The 18,299-nt window shown below is 43.1% G+C and carries 6 protein-coding genes; 5 read left to right on the forward strand and 1 reads right to left on the reverse strand.

Annotated features, from left to right (window positions below; genetic code table 11):
* Positions 1-45: 45 nt before the first annotated feature.
* A complete protein-coding gene (gene cptA / locus M0M83_RS04645; RefSeq protein ID WP_248467715.1) occupies positions 46-1,755 on the reverse strand; it encodes a phosphoethanolamine transferase CptA in 1,710 nt (569 codons plus the stop codon).
* Between the two features lie 361 nt (positions 1,756-2,116).
* Between cptA and M0M83_RS04650 the strand changes: the two genes are divergently transcribed.
* From M0M83_RS04650 to M0M83_RS04670, 5 genes are all read left to right on the forward strand, one after another.
* Positions 2,117-3,295, forward strand: coding sequence for an ion channel (locus M0M83_RS04650; protein ID WP_248467717.1), 1,179 nt, complete (start codon positions 2,117-2,119; stop codon positions 3,293-3,295).
* 33 nt (positions 3,296-3,328) lie between these two features.
* On the forward strand, positions 3,329-3,961 hold the full coding sequence (gene ccmA, locus M0M83_RS04655; protein WP_125893730.1) for a cytochrome c biogenesis heme-transporting ATPase CcmA: 633 nt from the start codon (positions 3,329-3,331) through the stop codon (positions 3,959-3,961).
* The gene (gene ccmB / locus M0M83_RS04660; RefSeq protein WP_004914238.1) at positions 3,946-4,611 is read left to right on the forward strand and encodes a heme exporter protein CcmB; all 666 of its coding nucleotides are present in this window, start codon (positions 3,946-3,948) and stop codon (positions 4,609-4,611) included. The genes ccmA and ccmB overlap by 16 nt, the downstream gene beginning before the upstream one ends.
* Before the next feature lie 428 nt (positions 4,612-5,039).
* Entirely contained in the window at positions 5,040-6,749 is a 1,710-nt protein-coding gene (locus tag M0M83_RS04665; RefSeq protein ID WP_248467718.1) for a ShlB/FhaC/HecB family hemolysin secretion/activation protein, read from the forward strand.
* Positions 6,750-6,760: 11 nt separating this feature from the next.
* On the forward strand, positions 6,761-18,298 hold the full coding sequence (locus M0M83_RS04670; protein ID WP_248467720.1) for a hemagglutinin repeat-containing protein: 11,538 nt from the start codon (positions 6,761-6,763) through the stop codon (positions 18,296-18,298).
* Position 18,299 lies beyond the last annotated feature (1 nt).

Raw genomic sequence — 18,299 nt, forward strand, 5'->3', positions numbered from 1 at the left:
ATAAGTCGGTGAAATGCAGATAACATTTCACCGACAGAGAGTTAATTATTGTTTTAAATCATCATAAAGCATTAATGAGGATTTATTATCTGGGTCACCAATATAACGAGGCTGAGGCTTAAATGCCTCATTAAACAGGCTTTTTTCGGGTTCAAACCCGGTATAGTTTAAACCTGCTAAATCAGACCACGCATAGATAAAGTCCATATTACTGAATGGTCGGGCTGTTTTATCATTTAAATCAAATTGATGTGTCGCTAACCACTCAGGTGATTGCCAAACAAGGAAAGGTACATTATAAATAATCCTACTTGGCTTACCTTCACTGCGGCCTAACATTTCATGGGGCGGGGTATCATAAACATCTTCACCGTGGTCTGAGAAAAATACCAAAAAACCATTTTCTTTTGAAGAATCAAAGTCCTTGATTAATGTTGAAACAACATAGTCGTTATAATATTGCGCGTTATCATAAGCGTTATAATCTTTTACTTCGTCATCATTTAGATTAGCAGGAACCACGCTGTCTTTATCTTTGAAAATAGCTTTATCTTCCGGGTAACGGAATTCATAGCGCATATGTGTCCCTAACAGATGAACAACAATAAATTTCTTTTCTGCAGGGTCTGCAAGCGCTTCCTTGAATGGAGAAAAAACCACGTCATCATAAATACGTGAGCTTTGCGCCATGTCATTGTTCAAATAATATTGCTTATCTGTTTGGCGAGAGAACGCCGTTAACAAGGTATTACGCTCAGTCATTGTCTGCTGGTTAGTGATCCAAAACGTTTTAAAACCTGCTTGCTTCATCATGTTCATGATAGAAGGGCGTGAATTGAAAAGTTCAGGCTCTGTTTGTGTCGCAAACGTCAGAATTTGCTGTAGTGCCTCAATAGTATAAGGTCGCGACGTCACAACATCATTGAATACGGATAAATTAGCAGGATAATCGTTAGCTAGCTCATCTAACTCAGGGGTAGTTGGGCGCGAATAGCCATATAGACTCATCCTATCTCGGCTAGTGGACTCACCAATCACCAACACAAATGTGCGGGGAGTGTCACCGTTTGCATCGACGAAGTTTTCTAATGGTGGAATTTTACTGTTGTCGCGGATTAACTCCTCCATGTTTGCCAGCTGGTTTTTATATAAAAGGTAACCACTCACAAACTGCCATGGTGCAGCATAGGCGAGCTTACTATTTAAATAAGACGCGACATTAGCTATTGGTCGGTCTTGTTTAATGCCTTTGTTATAATAAGGAATTCCGAACAAAATAACTAAAATCAGCAACGAAATACCGATGCGTCCTGGTTTTGGTAATGTGACTGGTTTTAGGCGTGTCCAAAGGAAGATTGCAACGACAGTGTAGGCGAGTATGACACCTAGCACTTCGAAGCTAAAATATTGCTTAAGGAATTCGCCTGCTTCATTGGTATTGGTTTCAAACATCACAAACATGACACTTTGGGATATTTGATGCCCATAAACCACAAAATAAGCGAGAGCAACAACCGAAGAAAGCCATAAAACAATCCCAATCAGCCCTGCAACTAGCTTAATTTTTTTAGGAAATAGTAAGGCAGGAACCAACCAAAGAGAGCTATAGAGTAGTGAATCTCTTAGGCCGATGGAATTACTTTGCCCTGTTACTAGCACATACAGTTGTAATAGGGATGAAAAATACCAAAAGTAGACCAATAACCAGAACAGCGAGGCCCAGCTAAATTTTTCCGAGTGTGTAGTGTTACCCATAGGTTTTTAAACTCTTGTTTTCTATTATTGTTAAGTCGAATTGAAAAATAATTGAGAAATCGATTTTTAGATATAAAGACGTAGTTTAAGTTCCAAAATATATTCTTTATAAATAATAATTTCTTAATAATCCAGTAACGTTATGTTTATTAGTGTTTTTTTCAAAGAGCGTGCTTGATGTTCATGGGGCAATTATCGTGATATTCCATTATAGACGATGTTTGGCACGCCATTAGCCAAAATAGTAAAATGGCGAATTAGCATTTGTTATCGTCTTTATGCCATTGATACTATCCTTTGACCTATTTATGGTATATAAGAAAATTTGGTGAATGCACTGCGTGAAGGGTGAGAGCAATACATGTTAGATAACTCATTTGTGGCTTTTTTGAAATCACCCCTATCAATTAGGGTGCTTCTTTCATTGCTAATTATTATTGATGGCGCAATGATTTTAAAACCCGTGTTAAGCGCTTACACCGACTATATTGATTGGCGTGAGTCTGGGCTAACACAGTGGTTGAAATCACTGGGTTTTATGAAATTGCTGGATATCCCGCGATTTTTATTGGGAATTTCACTGATTTTCCTATCGCTATTTATGGTTAACGGAGCCCGTATCGCTTGGGTGTTTTCACTATTTTTACTTGGGATTATTTCATTTGTTGACCTGCGGTTAACACAAGAAAACATACATCAAGGTTATTTTTCCCTCTTTTTATTGGTTGCTTTGTGCCTTTTTTGGAAGCTATATCATCACCATAGCTTAACCAGTGCCGGGTTTGTGGCAATAACCTGTATTATTGCATTATTGCTGTATTCCATTTTTGGTACTTTATATATTGGTGATGAGTTTTCACCAGTCGTTAAAGACGGCACAACGGCCTTTTATTTTGCTTTAGTCTGCATGACAACGGTCGGGTTTGGTGACATTGTCCCGGTTACGGTTGATGCGCGTATATTCACAGTGACAGTGATTATTTTAGGGATCACAATTTTTACCACTTCAGTGGTTTATATTGTTGGGGTGTTAGCTAAAGGTACGAAAGAAATCGTGCGTAAGAGGTTTTCTTATATGAAAAATCATTATGTGGTGATTGGTAGCACACCAATGGCCGTCAATGTCTATCAAGGGCTGAAAAACCGAGAACTGCCGGTGGCCGTGATTTGCCAAGAAAACCATCGCAGCCATTACCCTGAAAAGGATAATATTGTGACCGGTGACCCAACCAGTTCCGAATTGCTCGCCGCAGCTAATGTTAAACATGCAAAGTGTGTGTTAGTGATGACAGATAGCGATTCGCTCAGTACTTTCGCTTTATTGGGAGTGAAAGAGCAAGCAGGGGAAGGTAGCTCGGTAAAAACCGTGGTGTTAATTAACCAAGAAAGCAATATGGATAAAGTTCGCTTACTTAAGCCTGATATGTTGTTTTCATTATCTACGCTAGGTTCAGAGGTTTTGATGCAAGTGCTTTGCGGTGAAGCAATATCGAGCGACTCGATTAGTGATATGCTGTTGAACAAAGTTGCAAAAAGCTAACCTTTAAAATAAAAACAACAGGAATTGTGCTGCATGCTAAGTGCTCAAGATGTGAGTTGCCTTCGGCAAAATAGGGTTCTATTTCACCAGCTAAATTTTACCGTTCAGCCCAGTGAGATCTTGCAAGTTGAAGGGCCTAATGGTGCGGGGAAAACCACCTTGTTACGCATGATGGCGGGGCTATTAAAACCTGATGAGGGTGCGGTTTGTTGGAATAATCAATCGATTGAAAAACTGAAAGAAGAGTTTACGCGTCATCTACTTTATTTAGGGCACAAACCCGCAGTGAAATCATTATTGACCCCGTATGAAAACCTCAAATTTTATTACCGAATGCATAATAAAAGCAGTGAAGGTGACCGTATTTGGGCCGCTTTAGAGGAAGTTTCGCTAATTGGTTATGAAGATATCCCTGTAAGTCAATTGTCTGCGGGCCAACAGCGGCGTGTTAATTTAGCGAGGTTATGGCTTAGCGAAGCCCCTCTGTGGGTACTTGACGAGCCTTTTACTGCAATTGATGTTGCGGGAGTGGCGCGTTTAACAGAACGTTTTCATCAACATGCAGAGCAAGGGGGGATTATTTTGTTTACCTCTCACCAAGCGATGTCAGGGCAATTTGGCTCACTAAAACTGACGGGTGGGGTTGAAACATGTTTTGGTTATTAATTAAAAGAGAACTTAAAATTGCTTTTCGTGGTTTTTCTGAATTGGTTAACCCGTTGTGGTTTTTTTTAATTGTAATCACACTATTTCCTCTTAGTATTGGTCCTGAACCTCAGTTATTAGCACGTATTGCGGTCGGGGTATTTTGGGTTGCCGCTATTTTGTCTTCGCTGTTATCGCTAGAGCGCTTATTTAAGGATGATTACCTCGATGGCTCCCTTGAACAGCTGCTTTTGGCCCCACATCCCTTATTTATTACCGTTTTTGCTAAAGTCATTGCACACTGGTTAGTCACTGGGCTGCCCTTGATCTTGCTATCCCCTGTTGCTGCATTAATGCTGTCTTTCAGTGCAGATACGCTATTGGTGCTAGCCGGTACGTTATTACTGGGGACGCCAGTATTAAGCTTTATTGGCGCGATAGGCGCGGCATTAACGGTTTCTTTAAAAAAAGGTGGCGTTTTAGTTAGCCTGCTAGTTTTACCGCTGTATATTCCTGTGCTTATCTATGCAACAGGTACAATGGAGGCGCATAGCTTTAAAATGCCGCTAGATGGCTATTTTGCCATTCTCGCAGCGCTGTTTGCCGCCAGTATTACTTTTTCGCCACTTGCGATAGCTGCTGCGTTGAAACTTAATATTAGCAATAGTTAGCCGCTCACCTCTTCTCATCAATGGGTAATTAGGGTGTAGGTATGCCCTAATTACCGATCTTTCCTACCTTCTTTTTTATAAAGTTGTAATAATTTATTTCAAATGTAATTGGTTAGGTTTTCTTTACTCTTTATAAGGGAGAGAGCACTACAACTATTTGATTTTTAGTCACTAAAAATTACGCCTTAAGGTACATTTTTGATGTTTATTTGGCTTGAATAAAAGATTCCCTACAAGTTAAACTTGTTTTTGTTTTTATAATCAACTGATATATAAGATTATTTTATTTTTATTGAAAGTGATTGGTTATTTTAAAATTAAGTAGACAATTAACAAAAAATGCGAAGCAATTGGATTGTTATTTAAGAAAAAGTATGTAAAGTTGCGTATATTAACTTAATCTAAATCCAAATTATTAAAAAAAACTAATGCTTAATATACGTACCTTACTGAACGGATCAATTTGTTTTGCCTTTTGTTTTCCTGCTCTTGCAAAAGCGTCATTATTGAAACCAGATAACACAGATAACTTGTTCAATCGTCAAACGCATCAGCAACAAACGTTACAACAGCAGTTTGATGCAAAATCTCCCGATGTGAACTTATCTGCCTCCATTGCAAAAACACGTCTGCAATTTCCGCAAGAGACCCCTTGTTTTTTAATTGAGCAGGTTATTGTCAGTGGACAAGATACTTTCCCACATTGGGTACCTATCGAAAGGCTAGCGGGTCAGGCTGTTGGTCATTGTATTGGTGTTGATGGCATCAATTTATTAGTCACTGACGTACAAAATCGGCTGATTAGCCACGGCTGGATCACCAGTCGTGTATTGGTTCCTGAACAAGATTTATCAACAGGCGTTCTGCAATTAGTTGTCATGCCAGGCAAAGTACAAAAAGTCATTTTTACTGATGACTCATCACAATACAGTACGCTGTATACCGCAATGCCAGCCCATTCAGGTAATTTATTGGATTTGAGGGATATTGAGCAAGGCTTAGAAAACCTACAACGTTTGCCAACTGTACAAGCATCGATGGAAATGATCCCCGGTGATGGCCCGGGTGAAACCCAAATTGTGATCAACCGTCAGCAATCACGCTATTGGCATGCGGGCGCGTGGGTGGATAATACGGGTTCAAAAAGTACCGGTAAAAACCAAGCGGGCGTGATGCTTGCATTGGATAACCCGACTTCTCTCAGCGATCTTTTCTATCTTACAGCGACTCGCGATTTAAGCTTTTCTAGCGATAAAGACACTACCAACTACAGCGCGCACTACTCGGTGCCATTTGGTTATTGGCAGTTTGCCACCACCGCGAGTGATTATGAATACACTCAAACTATTGCTGGTGCAAATAGTGATATTGAATATCGCGGTAAAAGTAAAAGCTTGAATTTGCAACTGAGCAATGTGCTTTACCGTGATGCCACAGCGAAAACCACCGCGACCTATGATCTGAATTTGCGCGAAACCCGTAACTTTGTGCAAAACACTGAAATTGAAAATCAAAAACGGCGCACTACAGCGTGGAAGTTAGGTCTAAACCATCGCCAGTATGTGGGGCAATCAACCATTAATGTGGGGGCAAGTTACCAACACGGGACGCGTTGGTTTGGCGCTATGCCTGCTTTTGAAGAGTTTCGTCGTAAAGACTCTCAAGATTATGCGACAGCCCTCGCGATTGTGATGCAGTTTAACGCATCAGCTAGCATTCCTTTTACAGTGGCCGAACAATCGTTGCGTTTTGATACCCAGTATTCGCGTCAAATAAGCGACCGTCCCTTAACGCCTCAAGATCAATTTAGTATTGGTAACCGCTGGACGGTGCGCGGCTTTGATGGTGAGCGTACACTCAGTGCGGATGAAGGCTGGACACTTCGTAACACCTTATCATGGTCACTGCCTATTCCGGCTCAAGAGCTCTACGTTGGCGCTGATTACGGCAAAATCAGTGGGCGTTGGACTAACCAGAATCTAGGGACTCACCTTGCGGGTGGGGCGATTGGCCTACGTGGGGCAATAACCCCTGCCAATTTGAGTTATGACTTATCTATCGGTACTCCCTTCTCTAAACCTGATGGTTTTAGAACCGACCCTGCCACTTTTGCTTTCTCTGTAAACTGGAATTATTAAGGACTCTCAGGATGAACAAGTTATTTTACCGCCTAATTTTTAATGCTGCTCGCCAAATGGTGATGGTGGTTTCAGATATTACTCGCAGCCATCGTGCGGGTCCTGCGGGTTCGAGTGAAAATCACGTAGAGAAAGCAACAAGTTGCCGAGTGCGCTGGTCAGTTAAACCGATAGTCACTTCTTTGTGGTTTACATTAGGCATGGTGAGCTTTAGCGTTTCGTCATCGACCATCGTTGCAGATGGTAAGGCTCCGGGTAACCAACAACCGACCATTGTTAATACGCAAAATGGTTTACCGCAAGTTAATATTCAAGCGCCTAACCGTGATGGCGTCTCTCGTAACCAATACAGCCAGTTCGATGTTGATCACAAAGGGGCGATCCTCAATAACAGCAGCACCAACACAAATACACAGCTTGGTGGGATGATCCAAGGTAATGATTGGCTCGCTAAAGGGGAAGCCAAAATTATCCTCAATGAGGTAAATAGCCGTGACCCGAGTCAACTTAATGGTTTTATTGAAGTGGCAGGGAAAAAAGCGGATGTGATCATCGCCAACCCTGCGGGGATCACCTGTAACGGTTGTGGGTTTATCAATGCCGATAAAGCTTTGCTATCGGCGGGAAAAACTTTAATTGAAAACGGTAAAATCAAAGGATTTGAGGTCGATAAAGGCAGTATCAACATTCTTGGGAAAGGCTATAACGGCAATGGTACCAACTACACCGCGTTGATTGCCCGCTCAGTGAATATCAATGCGAAATTACATGCCAAAGATTTAGCGATCACGACAGGGAAAAATACCGTGGCAGCGGATGGAACAACCATTCTTAAAACGGATAATTCCTCTGCCGATGATAAGCCTGAATTTGCTTTAGATGTTGCCGTATTAGGGGGGATGTACGCCAATACTATTAAAATGCGTGGGACAGAGCACGGTGTAGGCGTGCGTAATGCGGGGCATATTGGGGCACAAGCCGGGGATATTACCCTGTCAGCGGATGGGAAAGTAGGTAACTCTGGCGTGATCACCGCTAGCCAAAATATTGCCCTGACTAGCCAAGATGCTATCAATAATACCGGTACTATACTGGCGCAAAACGATATCCAGCTCAAAGCGAAACAGGCAATAACTAACACCGATAAAGGCCAAATCGTTGCAGGGCGTGATGCAGCAGTTCATGCAGAGCAAATTAACAGTGATCGTAGCGCTTTATTAGCTGCAGGGGTTGATAGCAAAGGTAAGCTGACCTCCGCGGGTTCATTAACAGTTAAAGGAGATAAATCGGTCGCATTACAAGGGGATATTGTCGCCAAAGACACCTTGACCGCGACAGGTAGTTCACTCGATTTGTCTGATTCTAATACCCAAGCCAACAATATTGTGTTGATCTCAACGACAACCGATATTCGAACGAAAAATGCGCACCTAAAAGCCACGAATAAAGCCACATTGACGGCTAAAACGGGCATTGATAATCATCGCGGCGAGATTGTTGCCAATGAGCTCACGTTAATTGCACCTGAGTTAATTGATAATCAGCAAGGCAAATTGGTCCAAACGGGTAACTCAAAAAATACCTTAAATACCAAGCTATTAAACAATCAGCAAGGGGAAATTAACCTTGCAGGTGATACTTCAATCACGACGCAGCAGTTAAATAACCAGTCTGGGCAGTTACTCAGCCGTGATGGCAAGGTTGATATTCAAAGCAAAAACCTGAGCAACCAACAAGGCACGATACTCGCATCCGGTAAACAAGGCCTGATCATCAAAACAGATACGCTTGATGGGCAGAAAGGGGAAATTCTGACCAGTGGTGCACTGGGGTTAACCGCAAAATCGGCCAATCTTGACCAAAGTACAACACAAGCAGAACACATTAATTTACAAGCAAATACGTTATCTCATCGTCAAGGCAATATGCTGCAGACAGGTGATAAAACGCTGAAACTCAATGTAGCTAATGGATTAGATAACAACCAAGGGAGTATTGCATCCAAAGGTGATCTGAATTTACAAGCAGGGGCCGTTGACAACACGGATGGTAAAATCCTCACTAGCTCGAACCATCGTTTAGACCTAACATCTGCTGGTGAATTGAATAATACTCGTGGGGTTATTCAAACCGATAAGTACCTGATGATTAAAGCCGATAAGCTGATCAACCAGCAAGGTAAAATGAGCAGTTTATCCGGTGCTGCTTTATTAACGGCAAATCGTTTAGCAGGTGAAAAAGGGACTATTTATACGCAAAATGCATTGCGCATAGAAAGTGCCGATATCAATTTAAACCAAGGCTTCACGCAAGCAGGCCAAGTTTCTATTTTAGCCAACAACTTTACCCATCAGGGTGCCACCTTGCTGCAAACTGGGGAAAGTAAAACTGAGCTACATATTCAAAACCAATTTGATAACCAGAAAGGTGAAATTTCCAGTAATGGCCAAATTGATATTGTGGCAAACGGGCTAAACAACCAAGACGGCAAAATTATTGCGGCAAAATTAGGCCATTTGACGTTGGCTATTCAACAGGCGCTGAATAATACACAAGGGACATTATTAGGCAATCAAGGTATTCAGCTAGCAGCGGAACGCTTAATTAACCAATCCGGTAAAATTATTGCCAGCTTTGGTGATAACCAATTGGCACTTAAGCAGTTGGATGGTGAAAAAGGGGAAATTCTCTCAAAAGGAAAACTGGCTTTAACGGGGGATGAACTTAATCTCAATGACGCGGTGACGCAGGCCGATAACATCCAAATTGAAGGACAAAACCTGTCTCATCAGCGTGGGAAAATGCTGCAAACGGGCAGTGAAAAAGGGCAAATCAAGCTTGCTCAAACCCTTGATAACCAGTCAGGGAATATTAGCAGCCAAGGCACACTAAGTCTTGATGTCAATACGCTTGCTAACCAGCAAGGTGTTGTGGTCGCGGCAAAAGTCGGGGCACTAATCCTAAATGCGAAGCAGAGCGTAGATAACACCCAAGGCACCTTATTTGCCGAACAAGACTTTACCCTTAACACACCGTCGTTCACCAATATTGACGGTAAAGCCATTAGTAAACAAGGGAATATGCTGCTGACCACTGAAGAATTGCAAGGTCAGCGTGGTGAAATCATTGCTCAAGGCGATTTATCACTAAGTGGTAAAGGCATTGACCTAACAGCTGCAAACACACAAGCACAGCACATCCAACTCACTGCGAACCGCTTAATTCATCAAAAAGGCACCATGACCCAATTAGGTGAACAACAGGGGGTCATTGAGGTATCCCAATATGTTAATAACAATGCTGGGGATATCAGTGGTAACGGCTCTTGGCTGATCAAAACTAATACCCTTGATAATCAAAAAGGTAAAATATTCAGCGCAAGAATGGGGCAGCTTGATTTACAAATTCAACAAGTGCTGGATAACACGGGTGGAGCATTGACCGGCCGGCAGGGTGTATTTGTGGAAACCCAATCATTGATTAACCGCACAGGTAAAGTGATTGCGAGCATGGGGAATGTCACCTTAAATAGTCAATCACTAGACGGTAATGAAGGTGAAATACTGGCAGCGAACACCTTGAATATTGAAGGTGGAATGCTTTCGCTAAATCAGGCTGTCACCCAAGCAGATCATATCTTAATAACGGCAAATACCCTTGATCACCAAGGCGGGAAATTATTACAAACTGGCGATAAAGCTGGGAAAATTAATTTACAAGGGAAGCTGAATAACCAAGCGGGTGAAATAGGCAGTAATGGCGACTTTTCATTAACCGCCAATAGTCTTGATAATCGTGATGGACAAGTCATCACTGCAAAAAATGGTCAGCTAGACATTGATTTAACTCGTGAATTATTAAACCAAAGCGGGGCACTCATTGGTGAGAATGGGCTGAACATAACGGCAAGTGATATCGAAAACCAGCAAGGAAAATTGGTTGCTCGCCATGGTGATGCAAAACTGGATGTGGCTAATGGTATCAATAACCAAGCAGGGTTAATTGCCGCAGAGCAACTGTTGCAGATGAGCAACCAAGCACTACAAAACCAGTTGGGTTATTTACAAGCAAATACCATTGATATTAATACCCATAACCAGCGGTTTGATAATACACAAGGCTCGTTGTTAGCCCAGCAAACATTGACGTTAAATAGCGGACAAATTGACAACCTACAAGGCTCCATTCAGTCTGGTAGTGACATGCTGATTGATACTCACGGTGAGCAGCTTAATAACACTCAAAGCGGTGACAATAAAGGCATTTATGCACAAGGCGGGTTAACCCTAACAACCGGTGAGCTCAATAATGAGCAAGGCCGACTTGTGGCGAAAAATACGCTTAAGCTGAACAGCCAAGGTGTTAATAACCAGCAAGGTTTAGTGGGCAGCCAGTCTGAGCTCTCAATGTCAACGCAGCAACTGGATAACCGTGAAGGTGTGATTAAAGGCCACTCGGTGAGTATTGATACACAGGGCCAGAAACTGACGAATCTTGCGAAAAAAGCCGATCAAGGCATCTTTGCTAGCCAAAATCTAGCGATGACAGTTGGAGAGCTAATCAATCGCCAAGGGCAAATACAAGCGAACCAAATCTCCCTCGATAGTCAGAAAAAACGTGTTGATAATACGGAGGGGGAAATTCTTGCCGTCAATAATTTAACGGCAAACACGGGGGCACTGGATAACCAACAAGGTCGACTTCAAGCAGGAAAGCAGCTCACACTCAACACCCATGGTGAGCAGATAAACAATAGCTTTACGCAAAAAAATGGTGGTTTATTAAGTGGGGGCGGTTTATCGATTGACAGTGGCAAACTGCTTAACCAGCAGGGGCAAATTCAAAGCTCAGGAGCGGCATCACTCACCACGACAGGTATTGAGAACCAGAACGGACAAATTTTCGCTGGGCAGTCGATGGATATCAATACCCAGCAGCAGGCATTGCTAAATCAGCAAGGGACATTAGCGAGTAATGGCAAGCTTGAATTGAATACTGGGGATTTAAATAATACCCAAGGTGTGGCTCAAGGAAAACTTGGACTCACAGTGAATGCTGAGCAAATTGATAACCAAAAAGGGTTATTACTGAGCCAATCGGCGTTAAAAGTGACAGGAAAAAACCTCGATAATACTGAGGGGGTTGTTCAATCTCAGGGGAGTACAACGCTGGATATTCATCAACGGATTGATAACCAGCAAGGGCAGGTTTTGTCCGGTCAAAACCTGAACGTAAATACCCAACAACTCAATAATATGAGTGGTGTTATTCAAGGTCTCAATAATGTTGAACTGGTAGTCAAACAGCAAATTGAAAACCAGCAAGGCTGGATCAAAGCCAATGAAAACCTTGATATTTCTGCGGAGTCTATCGATAACAAAAATACAGCTCAAGCAGGTAAAGGCCTTGAAGGGGCAAATGTTAACCTCAGAACCACACATTTAGATAACCAAAGCGGGGCGGTTCGTGCAGGGCAAGCGATTGAAGCGAATATCGCACAAAGCCTGAATAACATACAAGGGATGCTATCTGCGGGAACGGATTTGAATGTAACCGATAAAGCGCAAGGTAAAGTCCTAGCAGTATCAAATCAGCAAGGGGTGATAGTCAGTAATGGCTCTGCCACGATCACGGCGAACCAGTTAACAGGTGAAGGTAAACTTATCGCGCAAAAAGCGTTATCGCTCACCTTCAATCAACTATTTGAAAATACGGGACGCATTCAGGCAGGTGAAAACCTAACGGCTAATTTTGCTCAAGGTTTTACCAATAAAGGGTTAATTTCTAGTCTTGGCGAGCTGGTTTTAAACACAACGACCGTTATTAACCAACTTTCAGGTGAGATCAGTGGGCAAAGTACTCGTATAAAAGCCAGTGGTCAGGTACACAATACTGGGCTCATTGATGGCGTATTAACCCATATTGTTGCTAATTCCTTAAGTAACTTAGGAACAGGCCGCATTTATGGTGATTTCCTAGCCATCGCAGTAAATAGCTTAGTCAATGATAAACAAGGAGATAAAGCAGCAGTTATTGCTGGGCGTAAAGAGGCCAACCTTGCAGTTGGTGAACTGTTGAACCGTGATCACGCTTTAATTTACAGTGATGGTGATTTAACCATCGGTAGCCAATTAAACGACCAGCTAAAAGCCACCGGTCATGCTAAAAGCGTGAAAAACCACAGTGCTAACATTGAAGCGGCAGGTAACCTCACACTAAAAACGGATTTACTTGAAAATAAAGATATCCATTTACAACTGACTGACGAAGCCGTGGAAGTGAGCCGTGAACATTTCGACTGGTACGATTTTGGTAATGGGCGACGTTATAAAATTCAGCCGCGTAATGGCAACCAAACGCGTTACGCTATTAATGAAGATGGTACGCTGAACAAGGAAGTGGGTATTCATTATGAAAAATCTAATCGCTGGCGGATGTTTGAGTATGGTAACTGGACTAAGAATTTTTATGAATACGATTACGACCGTATCATTTATGAAACCCAAGTTATCAAACGCGATGCCGCATTGATTACGAGTGGAAAGCACTTGACGATTGATGGTCAGCAGCTGAACAATGAAAATTCACGCGTTGTTGCGGGGCAAAACCTGATCTTAACAGGCTATGATCTCAACAACGAAGAAGCACAGGGTGTTCGCCGTATCTTTGAAGATGGAAATACGATTTATCGCTATAAAGGCGGTGGTAAATGGAAAACGCGTACTAGCACGTCAAAATACCAAGGGGTTAATAGCGAAGAAGATTTAGCCTTACATCTATTAGAGGTTGCCGAGAACGCGGGGGGGATCAATAAAACTCAGCTCGATTCAGTGAAAGTGAACCAACTGGATGGGCAAGCCGAACGTGTTTCTGACGCTAATCAACAAGAAAACCAAGGTACAGCTGTTACTGAGCAGGCGTTAAAAGATAGCAAAAACACGCCATTAGACCTGAAGCCAGGCCAACAAATGGAAGTGGCGCAGTTACCTTCAATTTCAGACAAAGTGGATGTTAAAGACGACAAATCGGTTGACTCATCATTACACGTTGATGATGCCAACATCGGTAACGGAGCTGACATTCAAGGGCAAACTGATGTAGGCAAAGGGGAAAATATCACTGCGGAGACAGGGCCTCAGGGGAAAGACAACCTCGATACCGTGATAAGAACCGTTGGGCCAAACACTCAATTACCCGACAATAGTCTGTTTAACTTAACACCGGGTAGTGATAGCCAATTTTTGATTGAAACCGACCCGCGTTTCACTAACTACAAGAAATGGTTGTCGAGTATTGATATTGTCACCAATGAGCAGCTCCATAAGCGTTTGGGGGATGGTTACTATGAGCAACGTTTAGTTCGTGATCAACTGATTGAAACCACAGGACAGCGCTTATTAGGCAACTACAATAGTGATGAAGAGCAATATCGCGCGCTGCTAACTAACGGTGTTGCGTTTGGTAAGCAATTTAACCTGACTCCGGGCATTGCATTATCACCAGAGCAAATGGCGAACTTAACCACAGACATCGTGTGGATGGTGAATAAAGAAGTCACACTGCCGGATGGCCGCGTTGAAATGGTTAGTGTTCCGCAAGTGTATGTCCGAGCCCGTCAAGGGGACTTAAACGGTAATGGTGCATTGTTAGCGGGGCGTAATGTTTCCGCCAACATGACCGGTAATATCCTTAATAGCGGTGAAATCAGTAGCCGTGAACTGACCGATTTACGTGCTGAAAATATCGAAAATAGTGGGCGCATTCAAGGTAAAGATGTACAACTTGATACCCTAAAAGATATTAAGAATATCGGTGGGGAAATTCGTGGATTAGACAGCGTTTCTCTTTCAGCAGGTCGCGATATTCTCAGTGAAACTGCGCAGCGTGGTGATGGCCAATCACAATGGCTCGATCGTCCTGCCAGTATTTATGTCACAGGTGATAATGGCCAGCTTATCTTAAAAGCGGTACAAGATATCAACTTGATAGCCACAGATGTCGGCAATTTAGGCGTTGATGGCAAAACTTCCATTATTGCGGGACGCGATATTAGTTTAGAAACTCGTGATGTCAGCTCGGCATTTGATTACACGCATAATTCAAGCAATTACTATCGTGGGGCTAATAGCACTGAAGTCGGCACGCAAATCCAAACTAAAGGGGATTTAACCTTATCGGCTGGGCAAGATCTTTCCGCTCGTGCAACGACTGTGACCAGCGGTGGAGAGCTGGCGATCAATGTTGGACGTGACATCAATATTTCCTCTGGTATTGAAACTAGTGACTATGCGAAACACACAAAAAGCACGGATAAAGGCTTTTTATCAAGCACGACAAAAGAAACTCATGATGAGGTGAACGAACGTACCGCTATCAGTAGTACATTTAGCGGCGATAGTGTGAAAGTGACCGCAGGGAACAACGTCAATATCGAAGGGAGTAATTTACTTGGAACCAACGATGTCAATGTTACCGCTGGAAATCAGTTAAATGTGACCACTTCTGATGAAGCGTCCCATGAAACACATATGTCGAAAACAACCAAGTCAGGCCTGATGAGCACTGGCGGCATTGGTTTCACGGTTGGTTCAAATTCACAAAAAGTGACCACCGATACGGATAGTAACCAGAAAAAAGGCAGTGTGATTGGGAGTACGGCAGGCGATGTGACATTGACCGCAGGTGGTACAGCAAGCATTCATGGTAGTGATGTGATCGCGGCGAAAGATATCAATGTGATCGGTAGTGATGTGAATATTACGGCGGCTGAAAATAGCCGTACCGATATCACCACAGTGGAAACCAAATCCAGTGGGTTGACGGTTTCCCTCGGCGGTGCAGCGGGCAGCATGTTAGATGGAATGGCGCAGACCGCGAAATCGGCAAAACAAGAAGATGATGGACAATTAGCGGCCCTTAAAGGGATGAAGGCAGGTCTACAAGGCGTTCAGGCTCAACAAGCGGGTGAGCTAGCAGGTTTGAAAGAAGGCGGCAGTGTAGCAGATGCCTTTGGCGTTAATGTGTCATATGGCAGCAGTTCGTCTAAATCGACCACCAAAACCGAGCAGCATACGGCGTCAGGTAGTAGTTTAAGTGCGGGGGATAACATCACCCTTACTGCGACGGGTAAAAAAGAGGGTAGCCAAGGGGATCTGACAGTACAAGGTAGCCAACTGGATGCGGATAAAAACGTCACGTTAACCGCCAAAAATGATATCAACCTGACCAGTGCCACCAACACGCAAAAAGTGGATGGGAAAAACGAAAGTAAAGGCGGCTCAATCGGTGCGGGTATCAGTACGGGCGGTTGGAATGTCAATGCGAGTGTGAATAAAGGCAGCGGCTTTGAAAAAGGTGACAGCCAGTTCTACACCGATACCGAAGTGAACGCAGGCAAACAACTGACCCTCAACAGCGGCAAAGATACCACGCTGACAGGCGCACACGCGAGTGGGGAAACTGTTAAAGCCAATGTGGGCGGGGATTTAACTTTATCGAGCCAACAAGTTACTGATAAGTATGACTCAAAGCAACAGGGCGGCAGTTTAAGCGGTAGTATTGGAACAGGCTTAAATACCACCGCTTCAGTGAATGTTAATAAAACCGAGATGCACAGCGATTATCAATCGGTAGATAAACAAACGGGTATTAATGCAGGCAAAGGCGGTTTTGATATCACCGTCGGTAATCATACGCAACTCGATGGAGCGGTGATTAGCAGCACTGCGGACGCTGAAAAGAACAAGTTGGATACGGGCACGCTGGGCTTTGGGGATATCAAAAATAAAGCTGAATACAAGGTGGATAGCCAAAGTGGCGGCTTTAGCACAGGGGGCTCTCCATTTGCAGACCAGCTTGCGGGTAATGCCGCAGGCTCCTTGCTGACCAATGTGAATAACAAAGGGAAAGACAGCAATACGACACACTCAGCGGTGTCAGAAGGCGAGATTACAATTCGAGATAAGGGTAATCAGAAACAAGATATCAACGAGTTAAGCCGTGATACAGATAATGCCCATGAGAAGCTCAATACGATTTTTGACAAAGAAAAAGAGCAAAAACGGATAGAAAAAACGCAGTTAGTGGGCGAATTAGGTAAGCAGATTACTGATATTGCGGTGACGAATGAGACGATTAAAGCTACGAAGGATGTAGATAGAGAGCACCCTGAGTTGAGTGGCAAGGAAAGAGAAGATGCTATTCAAGCTCAAGTTAACAAATCTGAATGGGGTGTCGGAGGGGATAATCGCCGTATAGTCGAGTCAGGCACCGCTTTGATTCAAGGGCTTATCAGTGGAGATGTGAATAAAGCGGTGGCGAATGCGAGTGCGCCGTACATTGCGAATGAAATCGCCAAAAATATTCCAGAGAAGAACAAAGAAGGACGCATCATTGCCCACGGTATTGCGAATGTTGCATTAGCGCTGGCAAAAGGTGAAAATGCAGGGGCACAATCGCTCGGAGCAATGACAGCGGAAGCGGTTGGAATGTTATCTGAGAAACTGTATAACAAACCAGCTAGCCAACTGACGGAAGACGAAAAAGCGACAGTCAGTGCATTTGCGAGTCTGGCAGCGGGTATTGCAGGCGGTTTAGTGGGTGGAGATACCTCGAGTGCAGGGAATGCAGCCCAAGCAGGGAAGACGACGGTTGAGAATAATGCACTGAGTCTGCCACATGGACTGGCTGATTATGGACAATCGGCGTTCACACTCGCCGAGTCAATGGAAAAGAAAGGGTATAGCATCCATGATGTTAATGCTGCTCTAAATGACTTTGCGAAAGGTGATCACCCAGAAGGACAAGATCCTGCAAGAGGCTTCCTTGAAGCATGGGGGAATATGGTCGGTATTCCATTAGACGTATTTTGGTCTAATGAGCAAATGACCCCAGAGAAAGCTGCCGAAATATTAAGTGGCTCACCTCCAACAACAACAGCTAAGGCATTACAATTTACAGCGGCAAAAGCTTATTTGGCATTTGCGAAAAGCGGCAAAGAAATGCCAAGTTGGGATGCAGGAAAAGGTGAGTATAGCTTTAAAGATGCAGGGAAAGTAACAGATGTTAAGCATCCAAATAATCAGTTTGATGGTAAAACTGTATATGATGCCAGCGGCTCCGTATATGAAGGTGGCGTATGGAAACCGAAAGTAACAAATGGCTCTCAAAATGCAATAGATAAAGATCAACTGGCTAACCCTATCACTCAGTCTCGTATAAATATTCAAAATGGTAATGCAAAAGCTGGATGGGAACATTTAGTTAAACGCCATTTTTCTGGTAAGCCTAATGCTAGCCAATTTACGATTAGTCAATCAGAAGTTAAATCATTGCTTCAAAATCCTGATGTTACAAAGGTTCCGATTAGTAAGATACAAACATCAGATAATAAAGCAACTGGGCAGAAAGAGATATTGTACCAAAGGGTAGTTACGTTAGATAAACCTATTGGAATTGATAAGTTTAGCAATAAACCCACAAATACAATGACTATTCTTACCGACAAGCATGGAAATTTAGTAACAGCTACACCTGGAGTGATCGATTAAA

The sequence above is a fragment of the Providencia rettgeri genome (assembly GCF_023205015.1).
GTDB lineage: Bacteria > Pseudomonadota > Gammaproteobacteria > Enterobacterales > Enterobacteriaceae > Providencia > Providencia rettgeri_E.